Here is a 12,187-nt window from a genome sequence, read left to right as displayed (position 1 = left end):
ATATCCAGTTGTTTGACTTTATAGATGCCCTTAGGAAATAACTCAGAAACTGTTTACTCCTGTGACGTTGACTAACGGCAAAGGTTTCTTAAAAAAGGGAACAGCTTACAGGTTAAAGGAAATAATTACTATCTCCTTGTCCCCAGTCTTCAGTCCCCAGTACCCAATCCCCTATTTCTCAACTTGAAGCTTTGCTATATCTTTGCTAATTCGGTTTTTGATTACTCGTGCAGGTATGCCGACAGCAACGGAAAAAGCAGGAATATCTCTATTAACAACTGCTCCCGCACCAATAACACTGCCTTTGCCGATAGTAACGCCATCTAATACTGTTACTCCATGTCCTAGCCAACAATCATCCTCAATCACAATTCCCTTGCGAGTAACACCTTGGTATTTAATCAGCTCCATCGGAGCGGCAAAATTATGATTATTGGCATATATCCCTGAATGGGCAGCAATCATGCAGTGTTTACCAATTTTAATGTCTCCTGGTCCCTCAATACACACGTTGGGAGCAATGAAAGTGTCTTCATCAATATGTATATACGTATCTGCCAAAGACCCTATATCAACGTTACGCTCAATTGCGACTCTATCTCCTAGATGAATTCTATTATTTTTGTGTCCTTTTGCATTCATCCGCACACCCTTGAAAATATAGACTCCTGCGCCGATCTCAATACAAGAAGTACCGTTAAATTCAACACCATTTTGAATATACACTGGGCTGCCTATCTGGGCAAAAATACTACGGTATCCTAAATTACGCAACTTTGGGCCGAGAAGAAGTGTCGGAATATCTCCTAAGACTGTAGTTACTAAAAGTTCTTGCACGCGCTGCAATTTGGAAAAATATTGCTCGTTCTGCATGGCTACATATCTCTTTAATCAATTGTTGTTGACAGTGTTTAAAGTTGTTTTGGCTGTATCCTAATCTTCTGCTAATACCAATAGGCTCTGTGTGTATTAATACATGAGCTAAGGTAGCAGTACCACCAAAATTTCCCAAAATTTTTAGATGGTTTTCCAACATTTGAAAAACCAGAGTCTGGCTTTGACTATGCGAGCAATTCTTGAAGTTAGGTATGTAGAATTACTCAAGTAATATGCACAATTGCGTTAATTCGCTAGCAGATTTTGTACTATATGCACGTAAAACTTTGGCTTATTTTTCACAAAATCAATTAACAAAACAATTTCAGTACATTGTCGGTCAAAACTTAGACTCTTAATTTGTCTGATGGAAAATTTGCTGGTTTAGATAGGCTACTGTTTTGGTTCTCTGGCAAATTTAAAAAGCTTGCTACCGCTAACAGCACTCCTAAAGCAAATAGGGATACTGTTGTTTGTCTTGAGGCTATTTCTTCTCAAGCGGTTTTAGTCTTTTGAAACCATTCAGTTTCACAAGCTATTTTGCAACAAAAAATACATTTAACTAGACTATATTCAAAGTTTAGATAAAATTTCTGCCTAGCATGACAATGTAATTATTGTTGGATTTTTCTGGGTATTTTTGCCCAAATAAAATCCAATTAGGGTGGATTATCTCCCACATCAGCCATCACATTGAAGTTAACCATCGGTGCAAACAAGTAAGCGCTTCCCCGACTGCTATGACGGCTTTCTTGCAACGAATTTCTAGAGTATGCTGCTCCAATCATGTTGCACACGGATGATTTACAGACTAGCCAATTCACGTTTGTAATGACATGAATGGTTTTTTATAACAATTGTTTTTAACAATAACACATTTTATTTTTTGTGGAACACTCTCATGAAAGAAGTTTATTTCCAGGTTTATTATTGATGAGAATAGAGGAAATAAGTTAACTTTTTTACTAGAGCGATGCCTACGGTGGGCAAAGGCTACGCTACTTGCAAATATTTTTATACACTTAGATAAAATCCATTGAGAAGGGAGATTTAAAAAATGCTGTCAGTAGTTATTAGCATTTTTGCCTATATTTATATTGTTACTAGTAAAAGTAATTTTATGATTGAGCGTTAAATTTAGAATGATATCTACTATACTTGTGACACTCTCTTCATTAAAAAGCCTGCATTAGCTCAAAATATTCCTTTTGTCCATATACTTACTATCTAAAATATTGTAAATCACCCATTCGGGTGAGCCAAGAGGGTGATGTGTGCTTGGTACTACTCGTTATAAATTTTATTTAAAGAAAGCTAAAACGTAGCTTAGTTTCGAGGATAAATCTACAAAAAAACATCTAATTTTCCAAATTGAGGTATCGGTTTTAACTCACACACTTGGTTCAAATTATGGCTTTAATTAAAGAAATTGTGCAACAAGCTCTAAATACTGGCTATCTGAGTGTTGTAGCCGAAGATCAACTGCGATCGCAGTTGCAAAGTAATTATGACTCAGAAGACCTAGATGCCTGGATCATTTTACAGCGAGCGATTGCAGCAGGTGATGTCAAACAAGAGTCGCGTCGAAAAAAAGCTTCCCCCTCTCCTAAAGCCAAGGACAGTTCATCAAGTATCAAACTTGCTTATCAAATGGCAGCGGAGATTGCCTATGCAGCAGCTGTAGCTCTGACAATGACAAAAAATAGTAAAGATCAGCCTTCATTAGGTGCGTAAAATAACAGTTTTGTAAGTTATTTTCCTGTTTTAATGTAAATATTTCATACTAAGTAGTTAGCGTAGGCGTAGCCCGCACTTTTCTACGAGACACTGCGCGTAGCTAGCTTCCCCGCAGGGGTACGACAAAGCTCAGTCACCACCGCAGGCATCGTTTTTCTTGATTAATTGCTTGGTAGGGCTTTCATCCGATTCTTTATGGGATTTCCCTTCTGTCTCCTGGCTTGAAAGTGCTGTACATGGATAGCGGGGCGTTTAGCCCGTGCTGAGTAAAAATCTCAGTCTTGAAAAGATTTTCATGCAAGGCTTTTAAAACTCGTTTCATCGGGACTGCCTTCTTTGACAGCGCAATTTTATTAAAAAATAATTAAAAAATTTAACTTTACTGGACACAGCTATGGGGAATTTTCACCCTCAGCCAAGACTCTCGGTTGATCCCCGGAAGCAATACTAAAATAAATATAAATTATTTATTCAAAACTAAATTTTTTTAAGTGATATATACCAGTCAGTGATTAAATTTTAATATACCGAGTACATGGCTCAGAGTCAGGCATAGAATTAGAAACACCTTGGTGTAAACTTTAGCAACGAGGTTAAAAATAATTCTCAATGCTTAACAAAGTCATCGCTTTTTCACAAACTACAGTATAAAGAATTGGCAACATTGGTAAAGAGAGTAAACAATAACCATAGCTAAACTTGGAGTTTTGCCAACCTATGCAGCCAATTCGCACATTTAACGTATCCCCTTCACTACCGCCGCGACTTGAACCACTACGGCGGCTGGCATATAACTTGCACTGGGATTGGAACGTTGATACTAAAGATTTATTCCGTCGCTTAGACTCTGACCTGTGGGAGTCTAGCCATCATAACCCAGTGTTAATGTTGGGTACAATCTCTCAATCGCGGCTTCTGGAAGTTGTCGAAGATGAAGGCTTTTTAGCGCAAATGGATCGAGCTAACCGTCAGTTAGACGATTATTTGCAAGAGCGTACCTGGTATCAGAAACAAAGGGAGCAGAAACCCAAAGAATGTTACGCCTATTTTTCGGCGGAATTTGGACTTGTAGATTGTTTGCCTGTCTATTCTGGAGGCTTGGGTGTTCTGGCGGGGGATCACCTCAAATCTGCCAGTGACTTGGGGCTACCGCTTGTCGGTGTCGGTTTACTCTATCAGCAGGGCTACTTTGCCCAGTATCTCAATGCCGATGGCTGGCAGCAAGAACGCTACCTGCTCAACGATTTCTATAATATGCCCTTGCATCTGGAGCGCAATGCCGATGGTTCAGAACTGCGGATTGCGGTAGATTATCCTGGACGCAAGGTATATGCCAGAGTTTGGCGCGTACAGGTAGGAACGGTTCCCTTGTATCTGCTGGACAGCAATATTGAACCCAACAATACTTACGACCACGACATCACAGATCAGCTGTATGGTGGCGACATCGATATGCGTATCCACCAGGAAATCATGTTGGGGATCGGTGGTGTACAAATGCTCAAAGCTTTGGGGCTGAAAGTCACGGCCTACCACATGAATGAAGGCCACGCTGCCTTCTCTGCCTTAGAACGCATCCGCTTGCTGATTCAGGAAGAGGGACTGAATTATGCCCAAGCTAAACAAGTGGTGGCTTCTAGTAATATCTTTACCACCCACACACCAGTACCAGCAGGGATTGACTTGTTCGCTCCCGAAAAAATGTTGTACTACCTGGGGTACTATGCAGAGATATTTGGATTGCCTAAAGAGCAATTTTTAGGACTGGGGCGCGAGAATACAGGCGATTTATCTGGGCCTTTCAGTATGGCGGTGCTGGCGCTGAAGATGGCAACATTTTCTAACGGTGTCGCACAACTGCATGGTGTGGTGTCGCGGCAAATGTTCCAAGGCTTGTGGAAGAATGTGCCAGTGGAGGAAGTGCCGATCGCTGCAATTACTAATGGTGTCCATGCTCGGAGTTGTGTTGCCAAATCGACTCAAGAATTGTACGATCGCTACCTCGGCCCAAATTGGTCATCAGCACCACCAGATAGCCCATTGTGGGAGCGGATGGATGCCATACCCGATGAAGAGTTGTGGCGTAATCACGAACGCTGCCGCTTGGATATGATTTTGTATGTGCGCGAACATTTAGTTAAGCATTTGACCGATCGCGGCGCTTCCGCTTCCGAGATTATCCAAGCCCAAGAAGTTTTAGATCCTTACGCTTTCACCATTGGCTTTGCCCGTCGCTTTGCCACCTACAAACGCGCTACCCTGTGGATGCGCGATTTGGATCGCATTAAGCGGCTTTTACTAGCTAACAAAGATCGGAAAGTGCAATTCGTGATTGCTGGTAAGGCACATCCCAAGGATATCCCCGGTAAAGAACTGATCCGCGAGATCAATCACTTTATCCGCGAACAGCATTTAGAAAAACAGGTAGTGTTTGTTCCCAATTACGACATTCACATCTCCCGGTTAATGGTTGCGGGTTGCGATATCTGGTTAAATACACCGCGTCGTCCACGGGAAGCCTCTGGTACTAGTGGTATGAAAGCCGCTATGAATGGATTGCCAAATTTAAGTGTGCTAGATGGCTGGTGGGATGAAGCTGATTACGTCCGCACAGGCTGGGCGATTGGACATGGAGAGAATTACGACGATCCTAACTACCAGGATGAAGTAGAAGCAAATGCTCTCTACGAATTGTTAGAGAAGGAAGTTGTACCGCTATTTTATGAACATCGGGATACTGATGGTTTGCCGCGTCCGTGGGTTGCCAAAATGAAGGATGCAATTCGGTTGAATTGTCCCTTCTTTAATACAGCGCGGATGGTAGGAGAATATGCCCAAAGAGCTTATTTCCCAGCTAGCGATCGCTATCATACCCTGACTGTTGATAACTATGCCCCAGCTAAAGAACTAGCCGCTTGGAAAGAAAACCTGAGCGAACACTGGTTCAACATCAGAATCAAAGATGTTGACGTATCGGCAGCTTCAGACATTGAGGTTAACCAAACCGTTACTGTCAAAGCCAAGGTTGACTTAGCAACCTTGAGCAATGAAGATGTGCAGGTGGAATTATATCAAGGTGCGATCGATGCCAATGGTGAGATTGTCAACGCTGTGCCGGTAGTGATGAATTACCAAGGGGAAGATGCACAGCAATTGAGTACTTACACGGGTAATATCACCTATACCGCTTCTGGTTTACAAGGCTTGTCTTTGCGTGTATTGCCGAAAAATAAAAATCTGGCTAATCCTTATGAACCAAGGTTAATTGCTTGGGCAGAATAAAAGTAGTGAGTAGTTATTGAATACTCAAGATTAGGCGTTGCTGATTTAAGTTTAGCAACGCCTTTTATATCAAACATTTTCAGGTAGATAATTAATATCTATAGCAATCCGATTTGATTCCTGAATTACTCGTAGAGACTGGGGACTGGGGACTAGGGACTGGGGACTAGGGACTGGGGACTGGGAAAAAGGAATAAAGGTGTACTGAGTTTTTTTCACGCAATCAAATATGAGTCCTATAGCAGCTGTTCTAAGGTATAAGTACAATATTTAGGTAAGTTATCTAGTTTGCTCTCAGTTTTCTCAATTACATACCCTAAAGCATCAGAATAGATTGATGCTAATTCATTTTATAAATATTGATATAAATTCGTTGTCAAGTGACGTTTTAATTGATTCCTGAAACTTCTAATTTCAGCTTTCCAATGTCCAGAATTATATTGAGTTTCTTCTGTACAATCTTGCAGCAATAAAAGATGTCTAATAATTTGTTCTAATAAACTAGCAACCTTGGCTTTGTCTCTACGACCCAAATTTTCTAGCTCCTCAATTAAATTTTCTAAATCTAATTTTTCCAAATGGTTAGCTTTCAATAGCTTGATTGTTTCCTCTAACCACAGATGATTGTCAATTTTATAAAGCTCCTTTAAACTCAAGTTAGAATTAACTCCTTGCATAAAACATCCTCGATTTCAATCTTACGAGATTACATAGAGATGAAACCTGATTTTAGCTAAATGACTCGTCAACTGTAGCAGTCCTAACGCTAAAACCTATTTCTTTTCCTTATAACATTCTTTGAGGGATAATAATGTAGTCAGTGGTGCGTAGGCGTAGCCCGTCGTAGACATCGCCTAATACCAAATTACGTTCTTCTCCCCAATACCACGAATAAGCAGCAATATAAGCGCAAATTAAGCTATCTAGTTTATCTTCAGTTGCATCGATCCAAATGAGGATGTCTGCAATAGCATCTTTGCGGTCTAGATCGAGCAATTGTAGTTGTCCATCTACCCATTCTAAGCAGGACAATCCACTTGGTTGCGATCGCCAGCCTAAATCAATGCCAATAAATTTCATGGTTATAACACGAATTTGCGATTATTTTCGCATTTTCGGGCAACCATTTATCTAAATTTACTTGCTAAAAATCGTGAAAAATAATCTTATAATCTTAAAAAGATTGTTTTAATTTATTTTATCTCACAATAAGTTAATCAAGATTATTCCAATGAAAATCTTATTTTTACATCCCAATTTCCCCTCGCAATTTCGCAACCTAGCAATAGTTTTAGGTAAAGATCCTAATTACCAAGTCGTCTTTGGAACAAATCGTCGTGAAGGGGAAATACCTGGCGTTCATAAAGCTATTTACACTCCTTTTCGTGAAGCTGCTCCCCAAACCCACCATTACGTTCGCAGCCTGGAAAATGCTGTTATTACCGCCCAGGCTGTCTATCGCGTGTCCGAGAAATTAAAAGCTGAGGGTTTTATTCCAGACATAGTTTATGGTCATTCTGGTTGGGGACCGACTTTATTTATGAAAGATATTTTTCCCAAAGCAGAATTATTGTGTTATTTTGAGTGGTTTTATCACGCTCACGGTTCTGATGCAGATTTTGATCCTAATGAACCACTAAATGCTGATGATGAATGCCGTATCCGCGTGAAAAATACGCCGATTTTGACTGATTTATATAGCTGCGATCGCGGTCTTTCTCCGACAAATTGGCAGCGTCAGCAGTTTCCTAAAGAATATCATAGCAAACTCACTGTAATTCATGATGGTGTTGATACCAAATATTTTGTCCCCAAACCAGGCGCAAAGTTAGTTTTACCAAGAATAAATCTGGATCTTTCCCATGTGGAAGAGTTGGTAACTTATGTAGGACGAGGAATGGAACCTTATAGAGGTTTTCCGCAGTTTATGGAAACGGTCGCCCTAATTCAGCAGCGACGACCTAAGTGCCATGTAGTAGTTGTCGGAGAAGATAGAGTTGCTTATGGTAAAAATCTCCCCGATGGTCAGACTTATAAACAATTAATGCTAGAAAAATTAAAATCATCTTTGGATTTATCGAGGCTGCACTTTACAGATAGGCTACCTTACAATGAGTACCTTCAGGTTTTGCAAGCTTCTTCTGCCCATGTTTATTTAACCCGTCCTTTTGTATTATCCTGGTCAATGTTAGAAGTAATGGCAGCAGGATGTTTACTAATAGCTTCTAAGACTCCGCCAGTATTGGAAGTTGTACAGGATGGAGTGAATGGACTGCTAGTAGATTTCTTTTCTCCCCAGAATATTGCTAATAGGATTGAAGAGGCGCTGAATCATCCTCAAGAAATGAAAGCAATTCGTGCGAATGCGCGAGAGACAATTCTGAAGCGTTATGATTTGGCAAAACTGTTACCACAGCATTTGCAATGGATGTTCGCTGGGAAAAATTCTAATAGTTTGAAAAAGCGCCCAAGTTCTAAAGGATTTGGCAGAACTTAGATAACATTAGTCATTAGTCATTGGTCATTGGTCATTGGTCATTGGTCATTGGTCATTGGTCATTGGTCATTGGTCATTGGTCATTGGTCATTGGTCATTGGTCATTGGTCACTTGCATAAATATTTTTCCTTTCACCCAAAAGTGTGAATAAAAAGCTGAAAAGAACGGTTTTTGCAAGAAGTATATTAATTATTAATTATTGATCGATAACTAATGACAAATGACAAATGACAAATGACAAATGACAAATAAATACATAAGCGATATTGAAAATGCGAATTATTTTTACTATTGCCCATTTTTTCAAACCTAGCGATGAAGGTCGTCATGCTTCCCAACGCAAAGACCCGCAACCCCGTTTGGAGGCATTAACTAAAAGTATTACCGCTTTACACCAATTATTTGGCAAATCTCAAAGTATTATCAACATTGCTCAACGACTAGCTTTTCCTGCTAATCAGCCGCAGTCTCACGAACTAGATATTGTTATTTGTACAACTAAAGATAATCATCTTCTAAATCAGCTTCTCTTACCATCTCATTTATATAGACATCATTTTAGCAATGCAGAACCTCTACTTTTGGGGTTTGAGTGCCAAGCTGTTCTGCAAAGTTGTCTCGGTCACTATGATTATTACTGCTTTCTTGAAGATGACTTAATTATTCATGACCCTTGGTTTTTTATAAAATTAAACTGGTTTACTCAACAAGCGGGTGATTTAAATTTGCTCCAACCAAATCGTTATGAAGTTTCTCCCATAGCTTTGGTTCACAAAGCTTATATTGATGGGGATTTGGCTTTGCGAGTAACTGCTCCTTTTCAAAATGTGCAGGAGCAACAGAAACTCAATGGCGCAATTATGAATGTACCAATAACCTTTCGTCGTGCCCTCAATCCTCACGCAGGTTGCTACTTTTTAAATCAAAATCAAATGGCTCACTGGGCTAATCAAACCTATTTTTTTGACCGAGATATTAGTTTTGTTGGGCCTCTAGAAAGTGCTGCCACTTTAGGAATTATGAAAACATTTAAAATTTACAAAGCCTCGCCGGAGCAAGCAAGCTTTTTGGAGATTCAGCACTTTGGAACTGGATTTTTAGGGCTAATTGGCAAAGAGGTGGGTTTGGCTCAAAGGTAAATCAAATTTAAGAGTTTGACCACTTTCATAAATAAATTTTTTTCTTGTTTAATATTGGTGAAAACAAATTCATCCATTGGTATAGCCGTAGTCACACAGGTTAGGACATTTTTAAAGCATGAAAGCTAGGAATAGTAATACTTTTACCTCCTGCCTCTTGCCTCCTGCCTTCTGCCTTCTGCTATATTTTCTATAATCCAGGGAAAATAGATTTTCAGCTGTTGAACCTAGATTTTGTACCTGACCCAATGGCGTTGAGAATCGGTGTATTATTCCAAGTAGGATTCTGAGCGACATTAGAGTTGTAGTGATTGACCTTCAAGTGTGACGTATTTGCTGCTTATAAAGCTAGTTTGGGCTTTATTTTTATCTAAATCCCGAATACATTTTTCGCAAATTTCATACGTAATTGCTAGTAATGTGACACATTGTCCGTAGACTGATAGTCCGTAAACACTCAGAATCAGGACTATGGATGAATTGAAACCAAAGATTCTTAGTGCTTTAGGTTATCTTGTAAGGCGACATAGAACAGAACTAGGAATTTCTCAAGAAGAACTAGGATTACGCGCTAACTTAGACCGCACATATATATCTGGTGTGGAACGTGGAGTTAGAAATCCTTCGCTCACTGCTCTTGTAAGTCTTGCAGGTGGTTTAGGCATAAGCGTTTCCCTTCTTCTTGAAAATCTGGAAATCGAATCTGATAGGATACAGTGAGCAACACCAAAAATCTAGTAGAGACAATTCAGTCTCAGTTCAAAAAAGGCTCAACTCAACTACAAGTCTTTAAACTTTTATCAGATCAAAAATGGCATTGTAGGGAGTGTGAAGGAAAAAATATAGGTTCAAATCAGTATGCTGGTGGTGGAGGTATACAGGGATTAGAACGCGGAACTAGGAGCCGTCCTGGTCTAGTAATTGAAACAAAAAGAGATTACTGTCCTACTTGCCAGCAGACGCGATTAGGAGATCGATGGATAGGAGAAATAAAATCAGCTAATTCTGCATCTAATATACCAGCGTCTTTAGTTTTAAGAATTCTCCAAGTTTATTCATATACAGATGTAATAGAACAGAGACAAAGAGAGAGGCATGAGTTAGTAATTGATCGTAGATTTCCAATGCAGCGTTGGGGTGAAAGTGAGCCACCACATCTTACTTCTATGAGCGAACCAGAAATTAAGAAAAAGTTTAAATTACTCAAGAAAGATTCATCTGGTAATCACAATCTTTTAAAATCAAGAAGTTGTGAACGCTGTATCAAAAATGGCAACCGAGGTACACCTTTTGGAATTCGATTTTGGTATCAAGGGGGTGAAGATTGGCCTTCCAGACATCAATGGGGTGCTGAAGCTGAGGAAGGCTGCATAGGATGGATGTGGCTGGTATAATTTTGATGTTTGGCGTAATGCTCTTAATCAAACACTAGCCCAGCCTGCTCAGGATGACTAGCATTAACTTTATTTATAGTATTTAAGAGTAATATCAGTTAGATAAGGAATAAGCGCGTAGCCAATGCACTTTACTAGACGCGGTGGTACAGCATTTCCAATTTGCCACATAGCTTTTTTCATAGACCCCTTAAAAATAAATGAATCTGGAAATGTCTGTAATCTTGCCATTTCACGAGTGGAAATAACACGGTTTAGATATGGATGAATATGAGTACCACCGTGATTTTCTTTAACAGTCATACTTGGTTTACCAGGATATTGCCGTTTAAAAGCATCAACGTATTTTGTATACAAAGAACCACCCGGAGGCACTTTAGCAATTCGCTCCATATACTCAGGTGAATGCTTAGTCCACTGATGATTGATTTCTGGTATTGGGGTATACGTCGGTAAATCAGAAATAGCTGATTCAATAGGTTTGTATTCTTCGGGTAATAACTGAGCTTTTGGATACGGGTTTGGCATTCCGAACCTGTTAGCTATAAAGATAGCTCTTGGTCGAATTTGTGGCACTCCGTAGGCAGCAGATTCAAGAATTGCAACAGATATATTAGGATAACCAATAGATTCAAAAGCTTCAATAATTGCTTTTTTTACATCTCCGTTTTGTATAGTCAGAATGCCTGGAACATTTTCCATAACAACATACCAAGGACGTATTTCTGAGACAACACGCACAAATTCATAAAATAAACGATTGCGGGGGTCTTTATGGTCACGTTTTCCTGCTACCGAGAAACCCTGACACGGCGGACCACCCATAACAAGATGTACTTCCAGCCGATTTCTTGTAGCCAATTATGGGAATCAAACTGTTCGATATCTCCACAAAAGTGATGACATTGTGGAAAGTTATTTTGATAGGTAGCAGAAGCGATTGAATTGATTTCAACGCTAGCTAAGGATTTAAATCCAGCTTGAATTAGTCCTTGTGTGATCCCTCCTGCTCCACAAAACAGATCCATGAAAGTGTAATTAGATGGTTGATTTGGTACAGAATTAACATCAATGAATATTTTGTATGGATCGGAGTCATTTTGATCTAGTTCTCGTTTAATACGTTCATAACGCCCTAATTTGGGTTTTTTTTGCTTTATAGTAGAGTAATTCTCCTCGTTAGTAAAAAAAGAAAGTTGGGTTCCTTGCATTTTTTGTTTGATATTGCTCTCTAGTTTTGTGTGACATATAGTCTACAATA

11 protein-coding genes and 1 pseudogene are annotated in these 12,187 nt (G+C 39.6%); 6 read left to right on the top strand and 6 right to left on the bottom strand.

Features of this window, described 5'->3' with window-relative positions; all coding sequences use genetic code 11:
- Positions 1–171: 171 nt before the first annotated feature.
- Positions 172–873, bottom strand: a complete 702-nt coding sequence (locus tag V7K41_RS19515) for an acyltransferase (RefSeq protein WP_334850779.1) — start codon at positions 871–873, stop codon at positions 172–174.
- Between the two features lie 662 nt (positions 874–1,535).
- The gene (locus V7K41_RS19510; RefSeq protein ID WP_256091202.1) at positions 1,536–1,664 is read right to left on the bottom strand and encodes a hypothetical protein; all 129 of its coding nucleotides are present in this window, start codon (positions 1,662–1,664) and stop codon (positions 1,536–1,538) included.
- Positions 1,665–2,286: 622 nt separating this feature from the next.
- On the opposite strand from V7K41_RS19510, the gene V7K41_RS19505 reads away from it, so the two are divergent.
- On the top strand, positions 2,287–2,610 hold the full coding sequence (locus V7K41_RS19505) for a hypothetical protein (protein ID WP_334850777.1): 324 nt from the start codon (positions 2,287–2,289) through the stop codon (positions 2,608–2,610).
- A 720-nt stretch (positions 2,611–3,330) separates the two neighbouring features.
- A complete protein-coding gene (glgP, locus tag V7K41_RS19500) occupies positions 3,331–5,895 on the top strand; it encodes an alpha-glucan family phosphorylase (RefSeq protein WP_334850775.1) in 2,565 nt (854 codons plus the stop codon).
- A gap of 236 nt (positions 5,896–6,131) precedes the next feature.
- Here glgP and V7K41_RS19495 read toward each other — a convergent pair.
- A pseudogene (locus tag V7K41_RS19495) lies at positions 6,132–6,572 on the bottom strand (DUF29 domain-containing protein).
- A 109-nt stretch (positions 6,573–6,681) separates the two neighbouring features.
- Positions 6,682–6,975, bottom strand: coding sequence for a hypothetical protein (locus tag V7K41_RS19490; protein ID WP_334850773.1), 294 nt, complete (start codon positions 6,973–6,975; stop codon positions 6,682–6,684).
- Between the two features lie 151 nt (positions 6,976–7,126).
- Here V7K41_RS19490 and V7K41_RS19485 point away from each other — a divergent pair, with 151 nt between their 5' ends.
- The 4 genes from V7K41_RS19485 (at position 7,127) to V7K41_RS19470 (ending at position 10,926) form a co-directional block, all read left to right on the top strand.
- On the top strand, positions 7,127–8,392 hold the full coding sequence (locus V7K41_RS19485; RefSeq protein WP_334850772.1) for a glycosyltransferase family 4 protein: 1,266 nt from the start codon (positions 7,127–7,129) through the stop codon (positions 8,390–8,392).
- A gap of 273 nt (positions 8,393–8,665) precedes the next feature.
- The gene (locus V7K41_RS19480) at positions 8,666–9,532 is read left to right on the top strand and encodes a calcium-binding protein (protein WP_334850770.1); all 867 of its coding nucleotides are present in this window, start codon (positions 8,666–8,668) and stop codon (positions 9,530–9,532) included.
- Positions 9,533–10,003: 471 nt separating this feature from the next.
- On the top strand, positions 10,004–10,252 hold the full coding sequence (locus tag V7K41_RS19475; RefSeq protein WP_334850768.1) for a helix-turn-helix domain-containing protein: 249 nt from the start codon (positions 10,004–10,006) through the stop codon (positions 10,250–10,252).
- Positions 10,249–10,926, top strand: a complete 678-nt coding sequence (locus tag V7K41_RS19470; protein WP_334850767.1) for a restriction endonuclease — start codon at positions 10,249–10,251, stop codon at positions 10,924–10,926. Before V7K41_RS19475 ends, V7K41_RS19470 begins: the two co-directional genes overlap by 4 nt.
- 69 nt (positions 10,927–10,995) lie before the next feature.
- On the opposite strand, the gene V7K41_RS19465 is transcribed toward V7K41_RS19470, so the two are convergent.
- On the bottom strand, positions 10,996–11,751 hold the full coding sequence (locus tag V7K41_RS19465; RefSeq protein ID WP_334850766.1) for a DNA cytosine methyltransferase: 756 nt from the start codon (positions 11,749–11,751) through the stop codon (positions 10,996–10,998).
- Entirely contained in the window at positions 11,718–12,137 is a 420-nt protein-coding gene (locus V7K41_RS19460) for a DNA cytosine methyltransferase (protein WP_334850764.1), read from the bottom strand. The genes V7K41_RS19465 and V7K41_RS19460 overlap by 34 nt, the downstream gene beginning before the upstream one ends.
- Positions 12,138–12,187 lie beyond the last annotated feature (50 nt).

The sequence above is a fragment of the Nostoc sp. genome (genome assembly GCF_036917415.1).
In the GTDB taxonomy this organism is placed as follows: domain Bacteria; phylum Cyanobacteriota; class Cyanobacteriia; order Cyanobacteriales; family Nostocaceae; genus Nostoc.
This window is presented reverse-complemented; position numbering and strand designations above follow the sequence as displayed.

Coding starts and splice junctions, on each gene's coding strand:
- V7K41_RS19465 (WP_334850766.1), bottom strand. CDS start 11,751: ATGGGTGGTCCGCCGTGTCAGGGTTTCTCGGTAGCAGGAAAACGTGAC.
- V7K41_RS19475 (WP_334850768.1), top strand. CDS start 10,004: ATGGATGAATTGAAACCAAAGATTCTTAGTGCTTTAGGTTATCTTGTA.
- glgP (WP_334850775.1), top strand. CDS start 3,331: ATGCAGCCAATTCGCACATTTAACGTATCCCCTTCACTACCGCCGCGA.
- V7K41_RS19515 (WP_334850779.1), bottom strand. CDS start 873: ATGCAGAACGAGCAATATTTTTCCAAATTGCAGCGCGTGCAAGAACTT.
- V7K41_RS19510 (WP_256091202.1), bottom strand. CDS start 1,664: ATGATTGGAGCAGCATACTCTAGAAATTCGTTGCAAGAAAGCCGTCAT.
- V7K41_RS19480 (WP_334850770.1), top strand. CDS start 8,666: ATGCGAATTATTTTTACTATTGCCCATTTTTTCAAACCTAGCGATGAA.
- V7K41_RS19485 (WP_334850772.1), top strand. CDS start 7,127: ATGAAAATCTTATTTTTACATCCCAATTTCCCCTCGCAATTTCGCAAC.
- V7K41_RS19505 (WP_334850777.1), top strand. CDS start 2,287: ATGGCTTTAATTAAAGAAATTGTGCAACAAGCTCTAAATACTGGCTAT.
- V7K41_RS19460 (WP_334850764.1), bottom strand. CDS start 12,137: ATGCAAGGAACCCAACTTTCTTTTTTTACTAACGAGGAGAATTACTCT.
- V7K41_RS19490 (WP_334850773.1), bottom strand. CDS start 6,975: ATGAAATTTATTGGCATTGATTTAGGCTGGCGATCGCAACCAAGTGGA.